General features: G+C 69.3%; 22 protein-coding genes. 9 read left to right on the top strand and 13 right to left on the bottom strand.

All coding sequences use genetic code 11. The features are described 5' to 3' along the window. Positions 1–61 precede the first annotated feature (61 nt). From ACFOWZ_RS29740 to ACFOWZ_RS29710, 7 genes are all read right to left on the bottom strand, one after another. Complete coding sequence (locus ACFOWZ_RS29740; RefSeq protein ID WP_382377213.1) at positions 62–697, bottom strand: response regulator; 636 nt, start codon at positions 695–697, stop codon at positions 62–64. Beyond that, the gene (locus ACFOWZ_RS29735) at positions 694–1,557 is read right to left on the bottom strand and encodes a sensor histidine kinase (protein WP_382377212.1); all 864 of its coding nucleotides are present in this window, start codon (positions 1,555–1,557) and stop codon (positions 694–696) included. Before ACFOWZ_RS29735 ends, ACFOWZ_RS29740 begins: the two co-directional genes overlap by 4 nt. Continuing rightward, entirely contained in the window at positions 1,554–2,762 is a 1,209-nt protein-coding gene (locus ACFOWZ_RS29730; protein WP_382377211.1) for a serine hydrolase domain-containing protein, read from the bottom strand. Before ACFOWZ_RS29730 ends, ACFOWZ_RS29735 begins: the two co-directional genes overlap by 4 nt. 89 nt (positions 2,763–2,851) lie before the next feature. Further along, a complete protein-coding gene (locus tag ACFOWZ_RS29725) occupies positions 2,852–4,399 on the bottom strand; it encodes an MDR family MFS transporter (RefSeq protein ID WP_382377210.1) in 1,548 nt (515 codons plus the stop codon). Continuing rightward, positions 4,396–5,019: a TetR/AcrR family transcriptional regulator gene (locus tag ACFOWZ_RS29720; protein ID WP_382377209.1), complete on the bottom strand. Its 624-nt coding sequence runs from the start codon at positions 5,017–5,019 to the stop codon at positions 4,396–4,398. Before ACFOWZ_RS29720 ends, ACFOWZ_RS29725 begins: the two co-directional genes overlap by 4 nt. A gap of 62 nt (positions 5,020–5,081) precedes the next feature. After that, positions 5,082–5,834, bottom strand: a complete 753-nt coding sequence (locus ACFOWZ_RS29715; protein WP_382377208.1) for a DUF427 domain-containing protein — start codon at positions 5,832–5,834, stop codon at positions 5,082–5,084. Positions 5,835–5,874: 40 nt separating this feature from the next. Beyond that, entirely contained in the window at positions 5,875–6,858 is a 984-nt protein-coding gene (locus ACFOWZ_RS29710; protein WP_382377207.1) for a ribose-phosphate diphosphokinase, read from the bottom strand. 270 nt (positions 6,859–7,128) lie between these two features. Between ACFOWZ_RS29710 and ACFOWZ_RS29705 the strand changes: the two genes are divergently transcribed. Continuing rightward, complete coding sequence (locus tag ACFOWZ_RS29705; protein WP_382377206.1) at positions 7,129–7,263, top strand: hypothetical protein; 135 nt, start codon at positions 7,129–7,131, stop codon at positions 7,261–7,263. Between the two features lie 98 nt (positions 7,264–7,361). Beyond that, positions 7,362–8,846 (top strand): alpha/beta hydrolase, encoded by a 1,485-nt coding sequence (locus tag ACFOWZ_RS29700; RefSeq protein ID WP_382377205.1) that lies wholly within the window; start codon positions 7,362–7,364, stop codon positions 8,844–8,846. A 51-nt stretch (positions 8,847–8,897) separates the two neighbouring features. Here the strand turns inward: ACFOWZ_RS29700 and ACFOWZ_RS29695 are convergent, their stop codons facing one another. After that, complete coding sequence (locus ACFOWZ_RS29695) at positions 8,898–11,654, bottom strand: AAA domain-containing protein (protein ID WP_382377204.1); 2,757 nt, start codon at positions 11,652–11,654, stop codon at positions 8,898–8,900. A gap of 49 nt (positions 11,655–11,703) precedes the next feature. Between ACFOWZ_RS29695 and ACFOWZ_RS29690 the strand changes: the two genes are divergently transcribed. Then, entirely contained in the window at positions 11,704–12,621 is a 918-nt protein-coding gene (locus tag ACFOWZ_RS29690; RefSeq protein ID WP_382377203.1) for a phosphotransferase, read from the top strand. A 1-nt stretch (position 12,622) separates the two neighbouring features. Here ACFOWZ_RS29690 and ACFOWZ_RS29685 read toward each other — a convergent pair whose 3' ends face one another. The 3 genes from ACFOWZ_RS29685 to ACFOWZ_RS29675 all read right to left on the bottom strand — a co-directional run bounded on the left by ACFOWZ_RS29685 (position 12,623) and on the right by ACFOWZ_RS29675 (position 17,013). Beyond that, positions 12,623–14,440, bottom strand: coding sequence for a S8 family peptidase (locus ACFOWZ_RS29685; protein WP_382377202.1), 1,818 nt, complete (start codon positions 14,438–14,440; stop codon positions 12,623–12,625). Between the two features lie 164 nt (positions 14,441–14,604). Further along, positions 14,605–15,543, bottom strand: a complete 939-nt coding sequence (locus ACFOWZ_RS29680; RefSeq protein WP_382377201.1) for a sigma-70 family RNA polymerase sigma factor — start codon at positions 15,541–15,543, stop codon at positions 14,605–14,607. Between the two features lie 186 nt (positions 15,544–15,729). Continuing rightward, positions 15,730–17,013, bottom strand: a complete 1,284-nt coding sequence (locus ACFOWZ_RS29675; RefSeq protein ID WP_382377200.1) for a hemolysin family protein — start codon at positions 17,011–17,013, stop codon at positions 15,730–15,732. Between the two features lie 92 nt (positions 17,014–17,105). On the opposite strand from ACFOWZ_RS29675, the gene ACFOWZ_RS29670 reads away from it, so the two are divergent. The 4 genes from ACFOWZ_RS29670 (at position 17,106) to ACFOWZ_RS29655 (ending at position 19,995) form a co-directional block, all read left to right on the top strand. After that, the gene (locus ACFOWZ_RS29670; RefSeq protein WP_382377199.1) at positions 17,106–17,501 is read left to right on the top strand and encodes an ATP-binding protein; all 396 of its coding nucleotides are present in this window, start codon (positions 17,106–17,108) and stop codon (positions 17,499–17,501) included. A 79-nt stretch (positions 17,502–17,580) separates the two neighbouring features. Then, positions 17,581–18,321, top strand: a complete 741-nt coding sequence (locus ACFOWZ_RS29665) for a hypothetical protein (protein WP_382377198.1) — start codon at positions 17,581–17,583, stop codon at positions 18,319–18,321. A 10-nt stretch (positions 18,322–18,331) separates the two neighbouring features. Beyond that, a complete protein-coding gene (locus ACFOWZ_RS29660; RefSeq protein WP_382377197.1) occupies positions 18,332–19,393 on the top strand; it encodes a sensor histidine kinase in 1,062 nt (353 codons plus the stop codon). Then, a complete protein-coding gene (locus ACFOWZ_RS29655; RefSeq protein ID WP_382377195.1) occupies positions 19,390–19,995 on the top strand; it encodes a response regulator transcription factor in 606 nt (201 codons plus the stop codon). Before ACFOWZ_RS29660 ends, ACFOWZ_RS29655 begins: the two co-directional genes overlap by 4 nt. Before the next feature lie 301 nt (positions 19,996–20,296). On the opposite strand, the gene ACFOWZ_RS29650 is transcribed toward ACFOWZ_RS29655, so the two are convergent. After that, the gene (locus tag ACFOWZ_RS29650) at positions 20,297–20,956 is read right to left on the bottom strand and encodes a GntR family transcriptional regulator (RefSeq protein ID WP_382377194.1); all 660 of its coding nucleotides are present in this window, start codon (positions 20,954–20,956) and stop codon (positions 20,297–20,299) included. A gap of 22 nt (positions 20,957–20,978) precedes the next feature. On the opposite strand from ACFOWZ_RS29650, the gene ACFOWZ_RS29645 reads away from it, so the two are divergent. After that, a complete protein-coding gene (locus ACFOWZ_RS29645; RefSeq protein ID WP_382377193.1) occupies positions 20,979–21,395 on the top strand; it encodes a VOC family protein in 417 nt (138 codons plus the stop codon). Between the two features lie 147 nt (positions 21,396–21,542). Further along, positions 21,543–22,784 (top strand): cytochrome P450, encoded by a 1,242-nt coding sequence (locus ACFOWZ_RS29640; RefSeq protein ID WP_382377192.1) that lies wholly within the window; start codon positions 21,543–21,545, stop codon positions 22,782–22,784. Here the strand turns inward: ACFOWZ_RS29640 and ACFOWZ_RS29635 are convergent. Beyond that, a complete protein-coding gene (locus ACFOWZ_RS29635; protein ID WP_382377191.1) occupies positions 22,774–23,364 on the bottom strand; it encodes a TetR/AcrR family transcriptional regulator in 591 nt (196 codons plus the stop codon). The two genes, ACFOWZ_RS29640 and ACFOWZ_RS29635, sit on opposite strands and share 11 nt — an antisense overlap. Between the last annotated feature and the right edge of the window lie 20 nt (positions 23,365–23,384).

Raw genomic sequence — 23,384 nt, 5'->3', positions numbered from 1 at the left:
GCGCGAAAAGCACGTTCGGGCCATCTATCGGCCCGAACGTGCTTTTCGCGCCATAAGCAGGTTAGGGGGTAAGGCCCGCTTCGTGCGCGACGATTGCCGCCTGCACGCGGTTCTGCGCGTGCAGGCGGGTCAGGATGGCGCTCACGTGTCCCTTCACCGTGCCCTCTACCAGGTCTAGGCGCCGGGCGATCTGGGCGTTTGAGAGGCCCTCGGCCAGCAACGCCAGCACGTCCCGTTCGCGCGCTGTCAGCGACTCCACCAGGGACTTCGCCCGGCCCGTCCGGCCGCCGCGGAACCGGGTGATCATCCGTGCCGCGACCTTGGGGGCGAGGTAGGCGCCGCCGGACGCCAGCGCGTGCACACCCGCGATCAGCTCGCGCGGATCGCCCGACTTCAGCAGGAAACCCCGCGCGCCGCCGTCCAGCGCCTGTTCCAGGTAGCCGTCGTCGTTGAACGTCGTCAGCATCGCCACCCCGAAGCCGAGGCGTGCCAGCTCGCGTGCCGCCTCCAGCCCGTCGAGGCGCGGCATGCGGACGTCCAGCAGCACGACATCCGGCCGGTGCTTCAACGCGAGGTCGACGGCCTCACGCCCGTCGGACGCCTCCGCCACCACCTCGATCGCCTGATCGGAACCGAGGATGGCGCGCACACCGGCACGCACCATCGCCTCGTCGTCGGCGAGCAGAACCCGGATCACGACTCCCCCGCGTGTGGAAGCGTGGCGACCAGCTCGAACCTGCCCCCGCCACGGCTGACGCGCAGCGTACCTCCCGCGAGCCGCACCCGTTCGCGCAACGCGACCAGGCCCAGGCGGCTGCCCGCACCACGACGCAGGCCTGCGTCGTTGCTCGCCTCCACGACCGTCGTCGCGTCCTCCGACGTGACCTTCAACAGCAGCAAGGACTTCGGCGCGTGCTTGGCGGCGTTCGTCAGGGCCTCCTGCACCACCCGGCGCACGGTCGGCTCCACTGTGGACGGAACCACACCGTCCACGGAGAACTCGACCCGCAACCCCGCCGCCACCGCGCGGTCCACGAGGTCCCGCAACTCCAGCACGGACGGCGGGTCGCCCTCCCTCAACAGGAGCACGAGGTCCGCCAACCGTTCCGTGGCCGCGGCCGCCGTCACCCGCAGCTGCGCCGCCGCGTCCTGGTGCTCGGCGGGCACCGTCATCTGCAGCGCACCGGCCTGCAACGCGATCAGGCTCAGCTCGTGGCCGAGCGTGTCGTGGACCTCGTGCGCGATCCGGGTGCGTTCGCGCAGGTGAGCGGCCTCTGCGCCGGCGGCAGCCAGTTCGGCCTGCTGGTGCGCGACGCGCCCGAGGAACCACGGCAGCGCCACCGCGAGGCCCACCACCGCCACCGCCACGAGCCCGGCGCTGCACCCCGCCGCGAACAGGACGGCCGGCCAGGCGGAGTCGGTGCGGCGGCCCAGCAGGAACGAGGCCACGAACAACGGGATCAGCACCGCGACCGTCCACGGTGGAACGTTGTCGTGCATGGCGAACGAGAGCGCGGCCGCCACCGCGACGCACCCGCCGAGCGCCACGAACCTCATCGCAGCCACCTCACGACCCCCACACCGATGTTCATCACGCTCGACACGCCCAACCACACCACAAGCGGCAACGAATAGTGCATCAGTTGGAAGAACGTCATGTCCCGCCCGCCGTACAGGACTCCCAGCAACGCGGGCAACGCCAGCAGCACGCCGAGCGGCACGAACCTCAGCACCTGCCACGCCTTGTGGAACCTCCGCGGCCGCCGCAACGCGCGAATTCCCAGCGCCAAAGACAACAACGTCAGTCCCGCAAGCACGAGATCGATCAGCAGCCGGTACGACGTGGGCTCCGGCGGTGTCCTGCCGTCCACGAGATCGGCAATGCCGTTCTCCAGCGCGTACGTGCCCTCGTTGCCGAGCGTGAGCCCGCTGGTGGACATCACCGCGATCCCGTACCCGGACGGGGTGATCAGCTGCCCGGCCGTGGCGGTGAACCAGATGCCGTTGTGCCGCAACCGACCGTCGGAGTCGGCCTTCCAGCCCATGCCGTCCTGCGGCGCGAGCGAAGGCTGCTCGGCGAGCCACTTGGCCATGTCCGCGGCCGTGGTGATCACGCCGTCCGACCCGGTGACGAACCGGTGTGGCTCGGTGAGCGGACCCGAGAACCCGTAGGCGTATCCGTAGCCCTTGCGGAAGTCCGGCGGCAGATCGCGTGGAGTCACGTCGATCGCGACGGTGTCCCGCATCCCGAGGGGTTCGAAGACGTGTTTCTTCAGGTAGGCGTTGAAGTTCTCGCCGGACGCGAGCTCGACCAGCCGCGCGGCCAGGTGGTAGTTCGTGTTGGTGTACCGGAACTGACCGTCGGGGACGGCCTCCCGCAGCACCTCCCGTGCCCGGTCGAGCGCCTCCGCGGGAGTGTTCGGCTGCGACAGGCTCTTCTCCGGCAACGTGCGGTCGCTGATGCCCGACGTGTGACCGAGCAGCTGACGCGGAGTGACCCGCGAGTCGAAGACGGGACGGTCCAGGTCGATCTTGCCCGCGTCGGCGAGCTGCCGGACGGCCAGTGCCGTGAACGACTTGCTGACCGACGCGATCGCCATCTTCGTGTTCCCCGTGATCGGCTCGCCCGCCGAGTCGCGCCCGTGGCCCTCGACCGCGATCACCTGATCTCCCTTGGTGATCGCCACCGCGACGCCCGGATGGGAGGCCTCGCCGGCGAAGGTGGACACCAGCAGCGTGAGTGCTGCACCCCAGATGTTCATGTCCCAGAACGTATGGAGCGCGAGCAGAAAGAACCCGACCCGAAAGACAGAGCGGACCCCCGACGAAAGTCAGGGGTCCGCTCGGGAACTCAGTGACCCGCGGCCATCTCCGCCGCCAGCCTGTCGTCACCGCTCTGCTCCTTGAGCGGCTTCTCCTTGATGAACACCACCGCCAGCAGCGCCAGCACCGCGAACGGTGCGCCCACCAGGAAGATCTCCGCCGTCGCCGTCGCGTAGATCTCGGCGATCGCGGCCTTGACCTCGGGCGGCAGCACCGACAGGTCCGGCACCTCGCTACCGCCCGTGCCGCCCATCGGCCCGAACTTCTCGGCCGCGAGCGACGAGACCTTGCTCGCCAGCACCGCGCCCAGCGCCGACACACCGACCGCGCCACCCAGCGAGCGGAAGAACGTCAGCGTCGACGTGGTGGCGCCGAGGTCCTTGGCCGGCACGTCGTTCTGCGCCGCCAGGACCAGGTTCTGCATCAGCAGGCCGACTCCGACGCCGAGCACGAACATGTGCACGGACACCATGAACACGGTGGTGGTCGCGGTGATCGTGGACAGCAGCAGCATGCCGCCGACCATGATCACGCCACCGGCGACCAGGAACGCCTTCCACCTGCCGAACTTCGTGATCAGCTGTCCCGCCACGGTCGACGAGATCAGCAGGCCGAAGATCAGCGGCAGGCCCAGCAGACCCGCCTGGGTCGGCGTCTTGCCGAGCGAGAGCTGGAAGTACTGCGAGAGGAACACCGTGCCGCCGAACATCGCGACACCGACCAGGGCGCTCGCGATGGTCGTGAGGGAGACGGTGCGGTTGCGGAAGATCGACAGCGGCACGATCGGGTCGTGCGCCGTGGCCTCGACGCGCACGGCGGCCACCAGCAGCAGGACGCCGAGCGTCACCAGGCCCGCGGTCCAGCCCGACCACCACTCGAACTTCTGACCGGCCAGCGAGGACCAGATCAGCAGCGTCGAGACACCGGACACGATCAGGAACGCGCCCAGGTAGTCGATCTTCGTGTCCTCCTTGCGCACGACCGGCAGGTGCAGGGTGCGCTGGAGCAGCCAGATCGCGGCCAGGGCGAACGGCACGCCGACGAAGAAGCACCAGCGCCAGCCCAGCCACGACGTGTCGACCAGTACGCCGCCGATCAGCGGGCCCGCCACGGTGCCAACGCCGAACACGGCGCCGAACAGGCCGGAGTAACGCCCGAGCTCGCGCGGCGGGATCATCGCCGCCATCACGATCGTCGCGAGTGCCGTGACGCCGCCGGCGCCCAGGCCCTGCACCACGCGGCTGACGATCAGCATCTCGATGTTCTGCGAGAAGCCCGCGATCAGCGATCCCGCGACGTACAGGCTGAGCGAGGCCTGGATCAGCAGCTTGCGGCTGTAGAGGTCGGCGAGCTTGCCCCACAGCGGTACGGTCGCCGTCATCGCGAGCAGCTCGGTGGTGACGATCCAGGCGAAGATCGACTGCGAGCCCTTCAGCTCGGCGACGATCCGCGGCAACGCGTTCGACACGACGGTGCCCGCCAGGATGGCGACGAACATGCCCAGCATGAGGCCGGACATGGCCTGCACGACGTCGCGTCTGCTGTGGACCGGCGTCACTTCTGCTTCGGTGGTCATGATCCCCCTTCGTGGTGGTGCGGCACGTGAGCCAGGCCGGTGGCGAACAGGTCGAGCGCCTCACCGACGAGATCGCCCAGCGAGACACCGTCGTCCTGCGCCCAGCGCGTGATCGCACAGCGGAACGCGGCGGTCCCGGCGGCGACCAGCAGGCGCGGGTACAGGTGCGAGACCGGCAGTCCCGCCCGCCGCGCCACGGCGTCCGCGAGCAGCTGCTCGGACTCCGCGTTGCTGGCGAACGCGCGGACCAGCAGGTCCGGCCGCTGCATCAGGACGTCCTTGCGCAGCAGCCACAGCTCGCGGGCGTGGTCCATCTCCTCGGTGACCTCGGCGAGCACCGAGGACCGGTAGGCCTCGAACGGGCTGACGCCGGCGTCCGCGGCGACGATGCGCCCGGCCATGCGCGGACCCAGTTCCGGGTCCGCACCGATGAGCGCCTCGTCCTTGCTCGCGAAGTAGTTGAAGAAGGTCCGCACCGAGACGTCGGCCTCGGCGGCGATCTCCTCAACGGTGACGTGGTCGTAGCCCCGCTCGGCGGCGAGACGCACGGTCGCCCGCTCGAGCGCGGCACGCGTGCGGCGCTTCTTGCGGTCGCGCAGGCTCTCCCCCGGCTGGTTCACGGGGCAAGCGTACAGGATCGTTTTGCAGTGACTGCAACTTTGCAGAGTGTGAAGTAGGTCGCCTACGACCAGGGGGTTTTCGGCTTGGCCTGGAGCTCGCCGTCGACGTAGAGGTCGACCCTCTCACTGAAGAAGCAGGCCATCCCACCGATTTTCTGGCTCTCGGGCAGCGGGGACCGGTAGATCCACACGAGGTCCTCGTGGACCTTCCCGTTCACCTCGACCGACCAGTACGTGGCGGTGCCCTTGTACGGGCAGTGCGTCTGCGTGTCCGACGGCCTGAGCAGATCGAACCGGACGTCGCTCAACGGCAGGTAGTACCGCGGTGGAAGGCTCGTCTCGAACAGGATCCGCGGCTGCGTCGAGGCCGCCAGCGTGACTCCGTCGAGCGCGACCCGCACGTGCCGGGAGCTGCCCAGGACGTCGACCCGCTTGTACGGGTCGCGCGGGTGCACGTAGATCGGCTCGTCCTCCTCCAGCCACTCGTCCATGGCGGAGAACTCGAACCGGACGAGGTCCCGCAGCTCCTCGATCGGCGAGTCGGGGTAGGTCAGCGCCGCGCCCTCGGCGGTGCCGCCCGCCGTGACCACGTCGTGGAGCACGCCCTCGCCCCTGCTCGGCGAGTGCTTGGTCTCCCCCGTCGGCTTCAGCTCGGCGCGCACGGCGGAAAGCGGCAGGTAGTAGGCCGGGTAGTGGGGGATCTCCCAGACGAGGTGCGGCGAGGTCGTGTCCGCGACCAGATCGCCACCGAAGTACGCACGGACCCGCTTCGCCGAGGTCTCGACCCGGACCCGGCCACGCTGCTCATTGCCCATGTCCCATACCAACACGGGACGGGCGGGCGGGCTTCCCGGATCAGGCGTTGCCGTCGAAGAGGCTCGTGACCGAGCCGTCCTCGAAGACCTCCTGGATCGCCCGTGCCAGCAGCGCGGCGATGCTCAGCACCGTCAGGCCGGGGAACCGCCGCTCGTGCGGGATCGGCAGGGTGTCGGTGAGGATCACCTCGCGGGCCTTGCTGGCGACGAGCCGCTCGTAGGCGTCGCCGGACAGCACGCCGTGCGTGGCGACCAGGACGACGTCCTTCGCGCCCTGCTCCAGCAGCTGCCGTGCCGCCGACGTGCTCGTCAGCGCCGTGTCGATCATGTCGTCGACCACCACGCACGTGCGGCCCTCGACGTCACCGACGACGCGGTTGGCCACCACCTCGTTGGGGCGCAACGGATCACGGGTCTTGTGGATGAACGCGATCGGGCAGCCGCCGAGCAGGTCGGCCCACTTCTCGGCGAGCCTGGTCCGCCCGGCGTCCGGCGACACGATGGTGAGGTCCTCGCCGTGGTACCGCGCACGGACGTGGTCGGTGAGCAGCCACATCGCGTGCAGGTGGTCGACGGGGCCGTCGAAGAAGCCCTGCGCCTGTGCGGTGTGCAGGTCCACGGTGACGATCCGGTCCGCGCCGGCGGTGCGGAACATGTCCGCGACGAGCCGCGCCGAGACGGGTTCACGTCCGGCGTACTTGCGGTCCTGCCGGGCGTACGGGTACGACGGCACGACCGCGGTGATGCGCTTGGCCGAGGCGCGCTTGAGGGCGTCGACCATGAGCAGCTGCTCCATCAGCCAGTCGTTGATGGGCGCGCTGTGGCTCTGCATGACGAACGCGTCCGCGCCGCGCACGGACTCCTCGAAGCGGACGAAGATCTCGCCGTTCGCGAAGTCGTAGGCGGCCTGCGGCGTGATGGCGACGCCCAGGTGCTTGGCCACCGACTCCGCGAGCTCCGGGTGCGCCCTGCCGGTCAGGAGGATGAGCTGCCGCTTCGCGATGCCCGGCTTGCCGCTGACCATCGTTCACGCTCCACGTTCGTCTGGCGAGGAACCCGATCGTTCAACATTGCCTCGAGATCACGCAAACGGCGCGTCCGGCCGATGAGATTCCACGTTGCCGGGCACACCGGATTACCCCTATCGGGCACACCCACACGTAGTCCTGTAGCAGGTCCTGACCCCCACGCTCGGTATAGATCGGGGGAACCGGATTCACCTCATGGGGTACGACGAGTGTGATTCCTTGATCAGCGTGGTTGAGGAGGCAATGACCATGCCTACGCTCCTCGCATGCCTGACAACCAGGACACACCGGGACCGACACCGCAGGCCCAGACCGCGAGCCCGGTCGTGATGAGCACGCCGATCCACGACCAGATCGCCGACCGGCTCGGAGTTCGCCAGAAACACCGGCGTTCGGACTGACCGGCGTCCCATTTGGGGCGGTCACGACCTTCGGCGGTAACGGTCCCGGTCGCGAGCCGGTAGGAAGACCCCTCTGCGGACAAGAGGGGAGCTTGTCGATGCGACTCACCGTGCTGGCCGCCGCGGCCGCACTCATGATCACCGGAACGCCCGCGGTCCAGGCCGACCCCGGCGTCCCCCGGATCGGCTGGACGGCCTGCGGACCCGACCACCCCGGCTTCGAGTGCGCCTCCGTGAAGGTGCCGCTCGACTACGACAACCCGCGCGGCGCGACCACGACCATCGCGCTGGCGCGCAAACCGGCCACGGACAAGGCGAACCGGATCGGGTCGCTGTTCCTCAACCCCGGCGGACCGGGTGGTTCCGGCGTCGACTTCGCGCTCCGTGCGGGCGAGAGGCTGTCGGCGAACCTGCAGGGCCGCTTCGACATCGTCGGCTTCGACCCGCGTGGCATCGGCAAGTCCGATCCGTTGCACTGCTTCGCCAGCGAGGCGGATCTGAACAAGTTCTTCGAGGGGATTCCCGGTTTCCCCTACCAGGCGAGCCAGGAACGCCCGTTCTTCGAGCGCTACCGCTCGCTCGGCCCGGAGTGCCGCGACGACCAGGCGATCGCGCGGCACATGAGCACCGCCGACGTCGCCAGGGACATGGACCTGCTGCGCCGTGCGGTCGGTGACCGCAAGATCAGCTACCTCGGCTTCTCGTACGGCTCGTTCCTCGGCGCCACCTACGCGAACCTGTTCCCCAACAACATCCGTGCGCTCGTGGTCGACGGCGTGCTCAACCCGGTGCTGTGGTCGAGCGGGCGGCAGATCGAGTCCGACCGCATCGCGACCAAGGAGGAGTTCCGCGAGTTCCTCCGCAACTGCGACGAGGCCAACTGCGTCTTCGGGCCGAACTCGGAGAAGCGCTGGAACGCGTTGCTCGCCTCGGTGCGCGCCAAGCCGATCCAGCTCGGCGACGAGGTGTACACCTACGACGCCGTGATCAACGCCGCGCTCGGCGCGATGTACTCGCCGCGCGACTGGCCGGACGCCGCGGCGCTGTTCGACCAGCTGTCCGACGCGGCGGCGGGGCTTTCCGTCACGGCCGCGGAACCGGACTACCCCAACGGTTTCGACGCGTACAACGGCAACGTGTGCGCGGACACCGAGTTCCCGCGCGACTTCGGCGCGTACCGGGCGACCGCTCGGTACGCGGCGGCGGGTTCGGAGTTCGGGCCGGCGTGGTGGTGGGGCAACGCGGCGTGCGCGAACTGGCCGACCAACCACGACCGCTACACCGGACCGTGGCGCACCCGCACCAACGCACCGGTTCTGGTGGTGGGCAACTACTTCGACGGTGTCACGGACTTCCGCGGTGCGCAGGCCGTGAACCGACAGATCGCTGGTAGCCGTCTGCTCGCTTATGCGGGTTGGGGGCACACGGCGTACGGGGTGAGCAAGTGCGCGACCGACCACACGAACGCATACCTGCTCAACGGAACGCTGCCCGCCGTCGGGACGGTGTGCCCGGCGAACCCGAACCCGTTCCTGCCCACCGCGGCGGCCGTCGAGCCGCTGTTCAAGCCCGCCCGGCGGTAACGGCGTCTGCAAGTACCACCAACACCGAGTTGGTGGTACTTGCAGACGCCCTCAGCACCCCGGTGCGAGCTCCTGAGCCAGTTCCACGGCGGCACGCGCCGGGTCGTGGCCGAACCGGCTGCCGAACGCGTCGTGCACGCGCCACCCCGCGTGGGTGAGCGCACGCCAGCGCGCGAGATGCGCCCGCGTCCCTTCCGGATGCGGGCGCGTCTCCACCGCGACGGCGTCTTCCTTCTCCCCCACCACGAGGTCGACCCGCCACTGCCCCACCGGATAGCCGGTGCGCACGGTCAGTCCGGTGGCTTTCAGCTCCTCGGCCAGCCGAGCCGTCCAGGTATCCTCGGGGTCCGCGCCCGCCGTTTCCGTCGGCGCGATGTCCGCGTGCCGCAGGTACTCGCCGATCAGTCCGGGTGGTTCGGGTGCTGATGCGATCACGTGGACCTTGCGGCGCGCACGGGTCGTGAGCACGGCCAGCAGGTTGCGGTCGTTCACGAACCGCCAGGCGCCCGGTTTGGCGTCCGCGGCGAGGCTGATGACGACCTCGTCGAACTCACCGCCCTGCACGCCGTGCACCGTGCCCGCGCGCACGCCACCCGTGGTGATCTCGTCCAGCGTCAGCTCGTTCAGCAGCGCATCTTCGAGTGCGTCTGCTTGCGCGCGGAACGGCGTCACGACACCGATGGACCGCACGCCCGTGGCGACACGTTTGCGGACGTGGGCGAGCACGGCGTCGACCTCGGCCTGGTTGACCCCCTTCGAGGTCCGTTCGCCGTCGACGCGTTCGGTGTCGATGCAGTCGACGTCGGCGATCGCCGGGTGCGTGGTCAGCAACGCGATCCTGCCGTCGTAGAACTTCGCGGCGGCGAACCCGATCAGGTGCGGCGCGCAGCGGTGGTGCTCGTCGAGCCAGTGCACGCCCGCGGTCGCGGCCGCGGCGTCGAACAGGCTCACCTTCGGCACGTCCAGCCGGTCGCGCAGGTCCTGCGTGCCCTCCGCCTCGACCGCCGCCTGCACTGCCTGGTCGCTCACGAACGACACGTGCCGCAGCTGCCGCGGATCGCCCCCGATCACCGCGGACCGCCCGCGCAGCAACGCGGGCGCGGCGAGCGGCTGGTCGACGTGACTCGCCTCGTCGATGATCACCAGGTCGAACATCGCCGGTACCGGCGGCAGGATGTCCTCCACGTCGGACAGCGTCCCGACCCACAACGGCAGTGCTGCCACGAGGTCCGCGCTGTCGATCTCCGCCAGCCCGCGCCGTCGTGCCGCCCGGCCGGACCGCAACGCCTTCGCGAGCGCGGCCACCGCCCGGCGCGCGCCCGAGCCGCGGCGGCTCACCGAGTACTCCTCGAGCCACAAGGCGGTCGCCTGCCTGCTCGCGGTGTCCTGCTCGGCCAGCAACGGCCGCAGCTCGGCGAACGTGGTGCCGCCGTTCGCCCCGAGCCGGACCGCGGCCGCCGTCTGTTCGGCAGCTTCGATCGCGGCGGCGAGGTCCTCCGGTGACGCCTGGTTCGCGCCGGTCAGTTTGCGTGCTTTGCCGAGCGCCCAACCGGTGCGGAGTCCACTCAGGAACCCTGTGCGCGGTTCGAGAAGGCCGTACAGCTGTGGGAAATCCACGCCCGCGTCGAACGCCTTGGGTGCCACGGAACGATGTGCGGCCATCAGTGCGTGATGCTTGCGCGCTTCCGCGGCGAGCTTCTCATCGTTCAACGCTTGTGCGACCGTGCGTTCCACACGGGCAACGGCGGCCGCAGCAGCACGCCGGTTCTTGTCGAGTTCCTTCAACCGGTCCGGTCTACTGGTGGCGTCGAGCCCGTCACTGAGCTCGCGCGCCATCTCCTGCCGCAGTTCGGAGTCGCCGAACAGCACCGGCACCGGGCCACCCGCACGGCGCAACGCGGCACCGAGCACGTCGGCGGCATTGCGGGTGCGGCTCGCGAGCAACACGGACTTGCCCGTGGCCACCGCGTCGAGCGCCAACGCGGCGAGGGCGTGTGTCTTGCCCGAACCAGGCGGTCCACCAACAACGGTGATCCGTGCACGACGTGCGTGCTCCACGGCCAGTTGCTGACTGTGGCTGAGCGGCAACGCCGAACTGATCGGCTCGTCGTGGTCGTCCGGTGCGGTGCCGGCCCCGTAGAGCGCGGCGAACGCGGAGTCCTCGATGCTCTCCTTCGCGGCCCACTCGACCAGCGCCGACCCCTGCTCGGTCGTCACGACGGGCTCGCCCGCGTGCAGCCCGGCCCCCATCGCCACCGCGAGCTGATCACCCGAGATCAGCTTCTGGGGGTCCTCGCGGACGATCGGCACGTCGTCGAACCCGGCCTGCCGCAGCGTTTCGGTGATCCACTCCTCGGTCGGCGCGAGCGCGGCCTCCCGTTCCGCCGTCTTCGCCCAGTCGTCGATCCACGGGAACACGCCGGCGTCACCGGCCACGTGGAAGGCGTAGTACGCCCCAACGCCTTTGTGCAGGCGCACGGGCCGTGAGATCAACGGCAGGCACACGCGCCGCCGCTGCCCGCCGATCTGCGCGGGTCCCGCCAGGAACGCCCACCCGAGCCGCAGCAGCCGGTCCTCCTGGTGCAGCGCGTCGAACGCGGCGAGGTGCGCGGCCTGGCCACGTGCCTGCTTCGGCGCGTTCCACGTGACGGGCTCCCCGTCCTGCTGGAGGGTGATGGCGCGCCACGCCGGTTCGTGGTCGCCGAGCCACAGCAGACCCGCCGCCTTCGTCAGGTCGAGCTGGACCTTCTGCGGCTGCTCGGCGGCGCTCAGCCGGGCCAGGGTGCGCAGGACGGCGGGCACGTTCACGCCGCACATCGTGCCATCGAGTCCGTCACGCCAGGTAACCTCGGCACCTGTGGAGGATCGTCCCGCCGGGCTCTCCGAGAACGACCTGAGGTCTGGGCTCGCCGAGTTCGGCATCACCGGGTCGTTGACGTACGCACCGGTCGGTTTCGGCGACTACCACTGGACGGTGGCAGACCGGTGGTTCACCTCGGTTGCCGACCTGACCAACAAGTCCCACTGCGGTACCGATCCGCTCGCCGGGCTGCGGCGCGCGATGGACACGGCGTCCGCCCTGCGGCTCCCGTTCGTCGTCGCACCACTGCGGACGGACGGCGGCGAGACGGTCGTGCCTTTGAACGACCGGTACGCGCTGAGCGTGTTCCCTCTTCTGGAAGGCAGGTCCGGTGGCTTCGCCGACCGGTTCGGCGACGAGGAACGCGACGAGGTGCTCACGCTGCTCGCCGAGCTGCACAGTTGCGCACCACCCGGTGGCGCTCCGATCGCACCGGTCGATCCGGACGGACGGGCAGAGCTCGAGGAGTTGCTCACCACGCCCGGTGAGTGGGTGGGCGGACCGTTCTCCGCCGGCGCACGCGAGGTGTTCGTCGCGAACATCGACAGGATCCGCGACCTGCTGAGCGAGTTCGACAGGCTGGCCGCGCAGGTGTCGCCGCGGCTGGTCGTGACGCACGGCGAACCGCATCCCGGCAACCTGGTCCGCACACAGGACGGCTACCGCCTGGTCGACTGGGACACCGTGGGGCTGGCGTCGCCCGAACGCGACCTCGCCCTGCTGGACGGTGATCTCACGAGGTACACCGAGCTGACCGGCCACGAACCCGTCGCCGCGGGCCTCGCCCTCTACCGGTTGCGCTGGAGCCTCAACGACATCGGGCAGTACGCGGTGTGGCTGAAGGGTCCGCACGACCGGACTCCGGACACGGAGGTGGCGTGGCGAGGGTTCCGGGAAACCCTCGCCACGCGCTGACTCACAGCGTCAGGCTCCACGTGTCGATGGTGCCGACATCGGCGGTGGCCGCGTCACGGACCTGGAGCTTCCAGGTGCCGTTGCGCGTCTCCGACGACAGGTTGACGGTGTAGGTCTGGTCGATGTTGTCCGCACTGCCGCCGGCGCGGTTGTGCAGCGAGTAGGACGACCCGTCCGGAGCGATCAGGTCGACCACGAGGTCACCGCGGTAGGTGTGCTTGATGTGCACCTCTACCTGGCTGGTGGCCGACGCGTTGCCGGTGCAGCCGCTGACCGTGATCGAGCTCGACACCGTCGAGGTGTCCGGGATCGCGACGTCCGTGTCGTTGGTCTGCTTGCCGCACGTCGCGGAGCCGACCGTCCACGTGAACGACGTGCTGCCCGAACCGCCCGCCGACGCCGTGGCCGTGACGGTCACGTTGTAGGTGCCCGCGGTGGTCGCGGTACCGGTGACCAGGCCGTTCGAGGAACCGATCGACAGGCCGGTGGGCAGCCCGGTGGCCGACCACGTGTACGGCGCGGTGCCGCCGGACGCGGACAGCTGCAGGTTCGCCGTGCCGTTCAGCGCGGTGGTCTGCGCGCCGGGGTTGGTCACGCTGACACCCGGAACGCCGCCGGTGTTGGTGCGCAGCAAGCGGTTCGGCGAGTTGGTGCCGGCGCTCGTGACCTTGTTCGGCGTGGCCGCGGCGATGATCGCGGCCTGCACCTCGGCCGGGGTCTTGCCGGGGTTGTCCGCGAGGTACAGCGCCGCCGCGCCCGCCACGTGCGGCGAGGCCATCGACGTGCCGCTCATCGTGGCGGTGCCGGTGTTGTTGCTGTAGGACGCCGAAACGATGTCCTGTCCGGGCGCGAACAGGTCACTGCAGGTGCCGTAGCTGGAGAACGACGCGCGGGCGTCGGTCCTGGCCGTCGCCATGACGTTGATCGTCTCGGTGACGCGCTGCGGCGAGTACTTGCAGGAGTCGTCGTTGAAGTTGCCCGCCGCGACGACGTAGGTGACACCGCGCTGGATCGACGCACGGACGGCGTCGTCGAGGACGCGGCTCGGCTCGTTCGCGGTACCGGTGTAGAGGCTCATGTTCGCGACGGCCGGCAGCACGGCGTTGGCCGTGACCCAGTCGACGCCCGCCGCCTCGGTGGAGACGGAGCCGCCGCCGGAGCAGTTGAGCACGCGGACGGCCTTGAGCTTGACGTTCTTGGCCACGCCGTAGGTGGCGCCACCGACCGTGCCGGACACGTGCGTGCCGTGACCCTGGCAGTCCTTGCCGTTGCGGCCGTCGGTGAACGCGTCGAACCCGAAGCTCGCGCGCCCGCCGAAGTCGGCGTGGTCGTAGTTGATGCCGGTGTCGATCACGTACGCCGTGACGTTGGCGGCGTCCGTGCTGTAGCTGTACTTGCTGTTCAGCGGGAGGTCGGCCTGGTCGACCCGGTCGAGGCCCCACGACGGCGGGTTGAGCTGGTCGCCCAGTACCTGGACGGTCCGGTCCTGCTCGACGTAGGCCACCGCCGGGTCGGCCGCGAGGCGCTTGGCCTGCGAGGCCGACATGGTGGCGGAGAAGCCCTTGAAGGCGGCCTTGTAGGTGAAGCCGATCTTGCCTCCGTAGCGCCCGACCAGGCCGTCGGCGTTGCCCCGAACGGCCTCACGCGCCATGGCGTTGTCTCTGAGCACCACGATGTAGCTGTCCTGGACGGAGTTCGGCGCGTTCTCCGCGAGGATCTGCCCCTCGGGCTGTGCGGCCACAGCCTGTGGGAGCGCTAACACCGTACCGACGGCGGCAACCGCCGCCACACCGAGCGTGCGCAGGGTGCGTCGATTCATCACTGCTCCTTGTTTGCAGGGAAACCGCGTGCGAACGCGGGCCGGCCCTCGACGGCCCATGGAGATGCGTTCACACGCGGTTGCGAAACAGCGTCAGTCCGCAAGCGGACGTGATGAATCTTTAGTTGAGACAACGGTGAGTACAAGCGACTTTCGTACGGTTGTCAGCCGGCGAGCGCGAAAAGTTCGTCCGGGCGGCCAGACTGCTTGAGCACCGCCAGCGACTGCTTCTCCAGCTGACGGATCCGCTCGCGGGTCAGCCCGAGCTCCTCGGCGACCTCCTGGAGCGTGCGCTCACGGCCGTCCTCCAGGCCGAAGCGCAGGCGCAGGATCCGCACCTGCCGTGCGGGCAGGACGTCCAAGAGGGACCGCACGCCGTCGGTGAACTCCTGGCGCTCCACGAGATCCGGCGCCGACACGCCGTCGGTGTCCTGGATCAGGTCGCCCAGCACCGAGTCGCCCTCGTCGCCGACCGGCGTCTCCAGCGACACGCAGGTGCGTGCGGCGTCACGGAGGTCCTGGACGCGGCTCGCGGAACACTTGGCCTCGACGGCGATCTCCTCGACCGTCGCCTCCCGGCCCAGTGCCGCGGAGAGCTTCTGGCCGATCTTCTTGAGCTTGTTGACCTCCTCCACGACGTGCACCGGCAGGCGGACCGTGCGGGTCTGCTCGGCGAGACCCCGTTCGATCGCCTGACGGATCCACCACATCGCGTAGGTGGAGAACTTGTAGCCCTTGGCGTAGTCGAACTTCTCGACCGCGCGGATCAGGCCGAGGTTGCCCTCCTGCACGACGTCCAGGAACGGCAGCCCGCGGAACGAGTGCTTCTTCGCGACCGACACGACCAGGCGCAGGTTCGCGCGGATCATGTGGTCCTTGGCGCGCTCGCCCTCGGCGGCGATGCGCCGGAGCAGCCGGCGGTCGTGCGAGCTGTCGCCGGTCTCCAGGAGGTGCGCCGCGTAGACACCGGCCTCGATGCGCTTGGCGAGGTCGACCTCCTCGGACGCGGTGAGCAGCGGAGTGCCGCCGACGTCGCGCAGGTACTGGCCGACCAGGTCCGCGTCCTGCTGCCCGGACACGCGGTTCTTCAGATCTGCGGGCATGACAAATCCCCTTCCGGTAGCAGGTAGGTGCGTGACGCTGTACGCGAGTTTCGTGTCGGTCGTCCGGTCGCCCCTTCGGGTCAACCGCCGCAGGCGATTCGGCGCGAAGCGGTGGCCGGACGACCGACTCCCCGACGAAACTCGCCGCCGTCTGCGGAGCAGCGGCAGTGCACACTGTGTAACGGTTCAGAGGCCTTGGTCATTCCGCGGTTCGGGCTGTGACCTCAGCCTCACCTTCGTGATCGCGTGGTGCTCGACGGCCAGCACCTCGATCTTCCAGCCGGAGACCTCCACCACATCGCCGGGTTCTTCAGGGATGCGGCCGAGGAGCACCAGCACCAGGCCTGCGATCGTCGCGTACGGGCCGGCAGGCGGGTCCCGCAGCTCGACGCCGACGTCCGGCAGGTCGTGCACCGGGAACGTGCCGGGCAGCTCGATCGAGCCGTCCGCCTCCGCCCGCACCGCGACCACGTCCGAGTCGGTCTCGTCGTAGATCTCGCCGACGATCTCCTCGAGCAGGTCCTCCAGCGTCACGATGCCGCCGACCGCGCCGTGCTCGTCCACGACGAGTGCCATCTGTTCGTGCTCGGCCTTCATGCGCCGCAACGCGTCCGTGACGCGCACGGAGTCCGGCAGGACCATCGCGGGCCGCACCACGTCCGCGAGCGCCACGTCGTCGTCTAGCAGATCGCGCAGGTGCACCACACCGACCACGTCGTCCAGGTGACCGTCCTTCGTCACCGGGGCCCGTGAGTGTCCGGACCTCGCCAAGATTTCCCGTGCGGTCGCGGTGTCCAAACCTGCGTCGAGGACGGTGACCAGGCGGCGCGGGACCAGGACCTCGCGCAGCTTGCGTTCGTGGATCTCCAGCGCGCCGGTCATGATCGTGCGCTGCTCCGGGTTCAGGTGCTGTTGCACCTCAACGAGATCACGCAGTTCCTCCGCCGACATCTGCTCGTCGTCGGCGTCCGGGTCGCCGCCGAAGATCCGGACGACGAGGTCGGTCGACTTGCTGAGCAACCACACCACCGGCCGTGACACGGTCGACAGCAGGTCGAGCGGGCGAGCGATGATCTTCGACCAGCGCACCGCGTACTGCATCGCCAGGCGCTTGGGCGCCAGTTCCCCCAGCACCAGCGTGACAAACGTGAGAATGATGGTGACCAGCGCGATAGCGACCCCGTTTGCCGCTGCACCGAGGAATTCCAGCAACGGCACGAGAGGCTGCGCGAGAGAGACGGCCGCCGTCGCCGAGGCGAGGAAACCGGACAGCGTGATGCCGATCTGGATGGTCGCGAAATACCTGTTCGGATCGCGTGCGAGGCGCACGAGCGTGTGGCGTCCTTCGCGCTCCAACGACCGCAACTGGCCTTCCCGCAACGACACCAGCGCCATCTCGCTGCCCGCGAAGGCCGCGTTGAGCAGCACCAGCACAGCGACCAGAGCGAGGTTGAAGCCATAACCGTCCACACGTTTGGGGTAGCACGCGTGGTGGTATTTCGCACCCTGACGGCCATCTTGAGCAGCCAGGAGGGCCTCAGGCAAACGAGGTGGGGAAAGAGATGGATGCTCCCGAGGTGCTCAGCGCCTCCGCGAGGACCGTGTACGCCCTGCCGGAGGACAAGCCCGATCTGGCCGCCGTGCGCGCGTGGGCGTGCAGTCTTGTCAGAGATCTCTCTGAGGACATTCGGCTCGACGTGCTCCTCGTGTGCACAGAACTTGCCAGCAACGCCTACGAGCACGCTGAGGGGCCACGGACCGTGCGGGTGCATAGGCACGCCGACGTCATCCGCATCGAGGTGGACGACCACACTCCGGCCGAGCTTCCGCACTTGGGCGAGTCACGGCTCGGTGATTCGCGGGGGCGTGGACTGCTGTTGATCGCCCAGATCTCTCGTTGCTGGGGTACGCGCGACTTCGTCGGTGGCAAGACCATCTGGGCCGAGGTGAGCGCATAGGCCGTCTGTGCGTTCTGCACAGAAAAGTCATGACACCGCACGGATGGGGCTTGCCGGGCGTCGCCTCGACTCTTGAGGCATGACGACAACGGTTTCTCCGGCGGTCAGGCCGCTGGTCCGCCACGGGTTCGAGATGCTCGCGGCGATGCTGATCGGGATGGCTCTGCTGGGGCCCCTGTGGACACCTGAGCGCGTCGAGTTCGCCGCCCTGTGGATGGCGGTGTCGATGTCCGTGCCCATGGCGTTGTGGATGCGCTATCGCGGTCATGGCCGGATCTTCGAGATGTCCGCGGCGATGTTCGTGCCGTACCTCGTGCTGTTCGTGCCGTACTGGCTCGGCGTGCTCGACGGTGATGCGGTGGAGATGGGCGGGCACGTGCTGATGCTGCTCGCAATGGTCGCCGTGATGATCCGCTACCGGCACGAGCACGGGACACCTACTACGAATCCGGTCATACGCGCGTTGGGCGACCGTTGGCCGATGGTTGTTGCTCTGGCCCTGTCGTTCGACTTCTGGCAGACGCCGCTCGTACCTCCCGTTTGGACGCTGCTGCTGTGCCAGGCGGCGTACCTGTTCTGGGGCCGACGCGCGCCACAGCTGCAACTCGCGGTGTTCGGCGTGTACGTCGTGTTGGCCGCTGCGGTGATCGTGGCGTCGCCTTCGCTCGGGGTCTTGCTGATCGCTCTCGGGTGGGGTGCGCACGCCGTGTGGGATCTCGTGCACCACGTGCGCAACGCCGTCGTGCCGCGCTGGTGGTCGGAGTTCTGCGGAGTGTTCGACCTGGTCGTAGCGGTCACGATCCTGCTGAAGTGGTTCTAGGCTGATGGCGATGAACGATCTTCCGCACACCGCGCTGCGCGGAACCCTGCACGTGCTGTGGGCGAGCTGTCTCGTCGTGCCGCTGATCGCGGTGCTGCGCGAACCGTCCGCCACGCGCTGGCTCGGCGTGCTCGGACTGCTGGTGCTGGCAGTCGCGTACGCGGTGACGTTGCGCGGCGGCCCCGTCTGGGTGCTCGTGGCGGCGACCCTGATCTCGATCCCGCTGGTGGCGCCCGTCGGTCCCCGCGAGATGTCCACGTGGGCGTGGATCGGCGGCGCCGCGGCCGGTTTCGCGCCACTGCTGCTGACCGGCGTGTGGCGGTGGCTGGCGGCGATCTGCGCGGTCGTGCTGACGGGGGTGGTCGGCGCGTTCGTCGCCCACTACGCCACCACGTACCAGATAATCGCGCTGGCGGTCGGGGCGACGATCATCGCGATGGCGGGCCTGCCGATGTGGTTCGCCGGCCTGCTGGCCCAGGCGCGGGCGGGCCGTGAGGCGCAGGCGGAGCTGGCGGTGAGCGAGGAGCGGCTGCGGTTCGCCCGCGACGTGCACGACCTGCTCGGCCACCGCCTCACCGTGATCGCCCTGAAGGCCGAACTGGCCGGCCGGTTGGCTCCGACCGATCCGGAGCGGTCGGCTGTTGAAGCGTTCGAGGCGCAACGGCTCGCCTCCTCGGCGCTGGAGGAAGTGCGCGACGCGGTGCACGGCTACCGCGCGGTGAACCTGCCCGAGCAGCTGGAGGCGGTGCGGAACGTCCTGCGTGAGGCCGGCATCCGTTGCACCGTCACGGAAGTCCCGGTGCACGGCGAGAGCGCCACCCAACTCGCCCTGGCGCTGCGCGAGGCGTGCACGAACGTCCTGCGCCACAGCCACGCGACGTGGTGCATGATCGACGTCGCGGTCGTGGACGGGGAGGTGCGGATGACCGTCACGAACGACGGCACCGAGAAGCCGTCCGGTTCCGGCAACGGCCTCCGCGGCATGAGCGAACGCCTGGTCGCGGTGGGAGGCAAGGTGTCCGTGGAGCAGTCGGCCGACTCGTTCACGCTGCAGGTCGTGGTGCCCGCGTGATCAGGGTGCTGCTGGCCGACGACGAGGAGCTGATCCGCGACGCCCTGGCGGCCCTGCTGGACCTGGAGCCGGACCTGGAGGTGGTAGCCCGAGCCGGCGACGGCAGGGCGGCCGTAGAGGCAGCCCTCGCTCACCGCCCCGACGTGGCCGTGGTCGACCTGCAGATGCCCCTGCTCGACGGCCTGGAGGTCACCGAGGAACTGGCGCGGACCCTGCCGTCGTGCGCGGTGGTGATCCTGACCGGCCGAGGCCGACCCCCACACCTGCAACAGGCGCTGCAGGCGGGAGCAAAGGGCTTCCTGCCCAAGGGCTCCCCCGGCGGCACACTCGCCGACGTGATCCGCCGCGTCCACTCGGGCTCGCGCTGGGTGGACCCGGCCCTGGCAGCCGACGCGCTGGCAGCACCCCCGTGCCCGCTGACGCAACGGGAGCTGGAGGTGCTCAGGCTGAGCGAGTTCGGCACGCCGGTGGCGGAGATCGCCGCGCGCACCTCGTTGTCGGCAGGGACGGTGCGGAACCACCTGGCTGCGGTGGTGGCGAAGCTCGGAGTGGGGGGTCGGGCGGAGGCTTTTCAGGTGGCGCACGAGCACGGGTGGCTCTAGCGGGTCGAGGCAGGTCGGGGTGGTGGCGTCGCCAGTGGGCGAGCTCGCGTCGCTGCGGGCGGACGCTGTCGTCTCCCCGGTTCTAAGCACCTGGTCCGCAACCGCGCTGCCTGGTTTTTGGCGCGAAAAGCACGTTCGGGCCGCTAGATGGCCCGAACGTGCTTTTCGCGCCAACAGGAACAGCGACGGATGGGAGTTTGGCTAGCTGTATGGCAGCGCGGAACCAGCGGTTTGGCGCGTGCGCTGCGTCGAACCCACACGTACGCCCCTCACACCCCGCGACCGCGACGATGTCACGACCTCACGCCTCCGCGGACGTGCCCGACGTGAGCACGTCGAACGCGTGCCTGCGGTGCTCCGCGAACAGCTTCAGCGCCCCGTCGACGTTGCCCAGCCTCAGCGCCGCGACCAGGTCGCGGTGCTCCTCGCGGATCTGCTCCAGGTAGCCGTGCGTGCTCACGTTCACCCGCGTGATCAGGAACAGGTGCACCTGCGACCTGATCGCCTGCCAGGCCCGGGTCAGCCGCGAGTGGGCGGCGGCCGCGTACACGGCGTCGTGGAACGCTATGTCGCACCGCACCATCTCGTGTGGGGTGTCGGCGCGGTCCATGGCGGTGGCGGCCTTTTCGATCAGCTCCAGTGACTCGTCGGAGGCCTGGTCGACCACTCGGCGGACAGCCAGGACTTCCAGGGCGCCGCGCAGGCTGTCCAGTTCGGCGACGTCCTGCACGGACAGGGCCGTCACCGTTGCGCCGCGGTGCCATTCGGTGCGGACGAGGCCCTCTCGTTCCAGCGACTGCAGGGCCTCGCGGATCGGGCCGCGGCTGACCTTCAGGGCCTCCGACAGCTCCACCTCCCGCAGGGGCGCGCCCGGTGCGTAGCGGCCGTCGAAGATCGCCTCGCGGATCACGTCCGCGACCTCGCTGCTCAGGCCTCGCCTGCGTGCCGGTCCCACCGTCATGTAGCAATGTTAACATTGCTACATGACGAACATCCCACGCTTTCACCTCGCGATGCCCGTTGACGACCTCGACGCCGCGCGCCGCTTCTACGGCGAGATCCTCGGACTGGAGCAGGGGCGGAGCTCGGACACCTGGGTCGACTGGAACCTGCACGGCCACCAGTTCGTCACGCACCTCGCCCCGCGTACCGAGCGGGTCAGCAACCCCGTCGACGGGCACGACGTGCCCGTGCCCCACTTCGGGCTGGTGCTGACCGTGCCGGAGTTCCAGGTCCTGGCCGAGAAGCTCCACGGCGCCGGGACGAAGTTCGTCATCGAGCCGTACGTGCGGTTCAAGGGTGAGCCGGGCGAGCAGTGGACGATGTTCCTACTGGATCCGGCGGGCAACGCGCTCGAGTTCAAGGCGTTCGCGGACGACTCCCAGGTGTTCGCAGTCTGAAGACCCCAGCCCGAGGACCCCAGCCTCAAGCCCTGAAGGCCGAACCCTAAAGACCCGTTAAAAATCTTGCACGTCGCGCAAGTTTCGGTAGCGTGGGAGTGACGCCGAGCCACGACCTGGTCACGCCGGGTCAGACAGGGAGAGGCCATGACCACGGCCGAGCGGCAGCGCAGCGCTCAGGAGCTCATCCGCCCGCAGCTGCCCTCCGAACTCACCAAGCGCGACGGATGCCCGTTCGACCCGGCCAGCGGGCTGACCGAGTTGAGCGGGCAGGGGCGGATCCACCGGATCGAGCACAACGGTGAGACCGTCTGGCTCGTCACCGGGCACGAGGAGGCGCGGGCGGTGCTCGCCGAGCCCAGGATGAGCTCCGACCGGATCAACAGCCCGCGCGCCAGGAAGCTCATCTCGCCCGAGCTGCACGCCGAGCTGTTCCCGCCGCAGCGCAGGGCCGGGTCGTTCATCTTCATGGACGCCCCCGAGCACACCCGTTTCCGCAGGTTGTTGACCGGGCAGTTCACCGTGCGGCGGATGCGGGACCTGACGCCGCGGGTGCACGAGATCGTCACCGCGCAGCTCGACGCGATGATCGAGAAGGGGCCGCCCGCGGACCTGGTGCACGACTTCGCGCTGCCGGTGCCGTCGCTGGTGATCTGCGAGCTGCTGGGCGTCGACTACGGCGACCGCGACGAGTTCCAGCGCCGCACGGCCAAGCTGCTCAGCCTCACCACGACCATCGAGGAGCAGATCAAGGTCAACACGGACCTGGGCCTGTTCATGCGGTCACTGGTCCGCGACAAGCAGAAGAAACCGGGAGACGACCTGCTGTCCGGGCTCGTCCGCGACACCGACCTCAACACCGACGAGCTCACCGGCATCGCGAACCTGTTGCTCATCGCCGGCCACGAGACGACGGCCAACATGCTCGCGCTCGGCACGTTCGCACTGCTGGAACACCCCGACGAGTTCGCCAAGCTGCGCGAGCACCCCGAGCTCGCCGAGAACGCGGTCGAGGAGCTGCTGCGCTACCTGTCGATCATCAGCATGGGTGTCTCGCGGCACGCCAAGGAGGACGTCACGATCGGCGGCGCCACCATCAGGGCCGGCGAGACCGTCGTGGTGTCGGTGCCGGCGGTGAACCGCGACGAGAGCCAGTACGACAACCCGCACGAGTTGCACGTCGACCGGCCGCGCGGGCACCACGTGGCTTTCGGGCACGGCATCCACCAGTGCCTCGGCCAGCAGCTCGCGCGCGTGGAGATGACCGTCGCCTTCACCGAACTGCTGCGCAGGCTGCCGACGCTGAAGCTCGCCGTTCCCGCGGACGAGGTGCCGCTGCGCACCGACATGTCGATCTACGGAGTGCACGAACTGCCAGTCACCTGGTGAAACCTGCGCCGAGCTGGTCGATCATGCGGCCGACCAGCTCGGCCGCCGTGTACCGCTCCGAGGCCTGCGGCGTGTCCAGCCACCACTGCACGACGGCGCGCAACGTCGCGAGGATCGTGGACGCCGTCACCGCCGGGTACGGGTCAACCGAAGCGTCGAGCCCGCACCGTTCCGCGATCGCCGCGGTCAGCTCCTGCTCACGGGCGGAGTAGGCGGCGAACACGTGCGGCAGCAGCGCCGGGTGGCGACGCAGTTCACGCGACCGGCGAAGGCGCTCCAGGTCGACGTGCTGCGGGTAGATCGACTGCAGCGCCCCGCGCAACGCGACGAGGACCGGTTCGTCGTCGGGCCTGGCCGCGAACTCCCGCACGAACGTCTCGGCCGTCTGCTTGTCGCCGGCCATGACCGCGTCCTCTTTGGACGAGAAGTAGTTGAAGAACGTCCGCAGCGACACCCCGGCGGCCCGCGCGATCTGCTCCACCGTCACCCGGTCGAGGCCGTGCTGCACGCACAGGCTCCATGCGGCGTCCCCCAGGGCTTCCCTGGTAGCCGCCTTCTTGCGTTCGCGCAGGCCCGTCATGGCGGAAAGATTAAGGCGTC

Origin of the sequence: Lentzea rhizosphaerae (genome assembly GCF_042649515.1) — a bacterium.
Lineage (GTDB): Bacteria > Actinomycetota > Actinomycetes > Mycobacteriales > Pseudonocardiaceae > Lentzea > Lentzea aerocolonigenes.
This window is presented reverse-complemented; position numbering and strand designations above follow the sequence as displayed.

Excerpts from the sequence above, each read along its gene's own strand:
- ACFOWZ_RS29735 (WP_382377212.1), bottom strand. The coding sequence starts at position 1,557 with ATGAGGTTCGTGGCGCTCGGCGGGTGCGTCGCGGTGGCGGCCGCGCTC.
- ACFOWZ_RS29730 (WP_382377211.1), bottom strand. The coding sequence starts at position 2,762 with ATGAACATCTGGGGTGCAGCACTCACGCTGCTGGTGTCCACCTTCGCC.
- ACFOWZ_RS29725 (WP_382377210.1), bottom strand. The coding sequence starts at position 4,399 with ATGACCACCGAAGCAGAAGTGACGCCGGTCCACAGCAGACGCGACGTC.
- ACFOWZ_RS29715 (WP_382377208.1), bottom strand. The coding sequence starts at position 5,834 with ATGGGCAATGAGCAGCGTGGCCGGGTCCGGGTCGAGACCTCGGCGAAG.
- ACFOWZ_RS29710 (WP_382377207.1), bottom strand. The coding sequence starts at position 6,858 with ATGGTCAGCGGCAAGCCGGGCATCGCGAAGCGGCAGCTCATCCTCCTG.
- ACFOWZ_RS29705 (WP_382377206.1), top strand. The coding sequence starts at position 7,129 with ATGCCTGACAACCAGGACACACCGGGACCGACACCGCAGGCCCAGACC.
- ACFOWZ_RS29700 (WP_382377205.1), top strand. The coding sequence starts at position 7,362 with ATGCGACTCACCGTGCTGGCCGCCGCGGCCGCACTCATGATCACCGGA.
- ACFOWZ_RS29685 (WP_382377202.1), bottom strand. The coding sequence starts at position 14,440 with ATGAATCGACGCACCCTGCGCACGCTCGGTGTGGCGGCGGTTGCCGCC.
- ACFOWZ_RS29680 (WP_382377201.1), bottom strand. The coding sequence starts at position 15,543 with ATGCCCGCAGATCTGAAGAACCGCGTGTCCGGGCAGCAGGACGCGGAC.
- ACFOWZ_RS29670 (WP_382377199.1), top strand. The coding sequence starts at position 17,106 with ATGGATGCTCCCGAGGTGCTCAGCGCCTCCGCGAGGACCGTGTACGCC.
- ACFOWZ_RS29665 (WP_382377198.1), top strand. The coding sequence starts at position 17,581 with ATGACGACAACGGTTTCTCCGGCGGTCAGGCCGCTGGTCCGCCACGGG.
- ACFOWZ_RS29660 (WP_382377197.1), top strand. The coding sequence starts at position 18,332 with ATGAACGATCTTCCGCACACCGCGCTGCGCGGAACCCTGCACGTGCTG.
- ACFOWZ_RS29650 (WP_382377194.1), bottom strand. The coding sequence starts at position 20,956 with ATGACGGTGGGACCGGCACGCAGGCGAGGCCTGAGCAGCGAGGTCGCG.
- ACFOWZ_RS29645 (WP_382377193.1), top strand. The coding sequence starts at position 20,979 with ATGACGAACATCCCACGCTTTCACCTCGCGATGCCCGTTGACGACCTC.
- ACFOWZ_RS29640 (WP_382377192.1), top strand. The coding sequence starts at position 21,543 with ATGACCACGGCCGAGCGGCAGCGCAGCGCTCAGGAGCTCATCCGCCCG.
- ACFOWZ_RS29635 (WP_382377191.1), bottom strand. The coding sequence starts at position 23,364 with ATGACGGGCCTGCGCGAACGCAAGAAGGCGGCTACCAGGGAAGCCCTG.